The organism is Acinetobacter sp. YH12046 (assembly GCF_013419905.1).
Taxonomy (GTDB): Bacteria; Pseudomonadota; Gammaproteobacteria; order Pseudomonadales; family Moraxellaceae; genus Acinetobacter.
Genome location: NZ_VOZF01000080.1, coordinates 1 through 1,268 on the forward strand (window position 1 = coordinate 1; position 1,268 = coordinate 1,268).

Sequence of the window (1,268 nt, forward strand, 5' to 3'; positions counted from 1 at the left end):
ATTGGTAAGAATCCACAACAAGTTGTTCTTCATGACGATGTATCTGAGGGTCTGTAGCTCAGTTGGTTAGAGCACACGCTTGATAAGCGTGGGGTCACAAGTTCAAGTCTTGTCAGACCCACCACTACTGACGAAGCAATTCATACAGAAACGGAACGATACATTGACTTATTGATAAGCTGGGGACTTAGCTTAGTTGGTAGAGCGCCTGCTTTGCACGCAGGAGGTCAGGAGTTCGACTCTCCTAGTCTCCACCAAATTTCAAGATCATAAAAGCACTGCTTTTACTTGAAATTTAAGCAAGAAGCTACGCTTCGCGCAGTATGTAATCATACAGTGATGAAGTTGTTTAGTTCCTAAGCGATCAAGTGTTTAGATCCTAGAGATTAGCAAGTACAAGCGTTATGATACGCGCACTTGATAATCTCTGTGATTTATCACAGTAATGCAGTCCGACGAGGATGCATTAAATCATTAACAGAATATATTTGAGTTGAAATAATTTGTTCATACTCATACAAGAGCGGAAACAAGAGATCGCAAGATTGATTGTTGAAGTGATTGAATGAGAACTAGCGAAATTAACTGAATCAAGCGTTTTGGTATATGAATCTAATTGAAGCTGTACAGTGATTAAGTTCACGAAACTCTAACTGTGTAATTGACTGAGTGATTGGTTGATTATGTTGTTTATCCTACTTGTAGGGATGAACGACTGTTTGGGGTTGTATAGTCAAGTAATTAAGTGCATGTGGTGGATGCCTTGGCAGTCAGAGGCGAAGAAAGACGTGATAGCCTGCGAAAAGCTCCGGGGAGGCGGCAAATATCCTGTGATCCGGAGATGTCTGAATGGGGAAACCCACCGGCTATAAGGTCGGTATCATAAACTGAATACATAGGTTTATGAGGCGAACGCGGAGAAGTGAAACATCTCAGTATCCGTAGGAAAAGAAATCAATTGAGATTCCCTCAGTAGCGGCGAGCGAAAGGGGAACAGCCCATTAAGTCATATCAGTTTTAGTGGAATGCTCTGGGAAGTGCAACCATAGTGGGTGATAGTCCTGTACACGAAAGGGCTGATATGATGATGTCGAGTAGGGCGAGGCACGTGAAACCTTGTCTGAATATAGGGGGACCATCCTCTAAGGCTAAATACTCCTGACTGACCGATAGTGAACCAGTACCGTGAGGGAAAGGCGAAAAGAACCCCTGTGAGGGGAGTGAAATAGATCCTGAAACCGCATGCATACAAGCAGTGGGAGCCACTT

Annotated in this window: 2 tRNA genes and 1 rRNA gene; all 3 read left to right on the forward strand. The window is 43.5% G+C overall.

Annotated elements, in window-relative coordinates:
• Positions 1 to 47 precede the first annotated feature (47 nt).
• A tRNA-Ile gene (locus FTU03_RS16000) sits at positions 48 to 124 on the forward strand.
• Positions 125 to 181: 57 nt separating this feature from the next.
• Positions 182 to 257: transfer RNA gene (locus tag FTU03_RS16005), tRNA-Ala, on the forward strand.
• 474 nt (positions 258 to 731) lie between these two features.
• Positions 732 to 1,268, forward strand: a 23S ribosomal RNA gene (locus tag FTU03_RS16010); the annotation flags it as partial.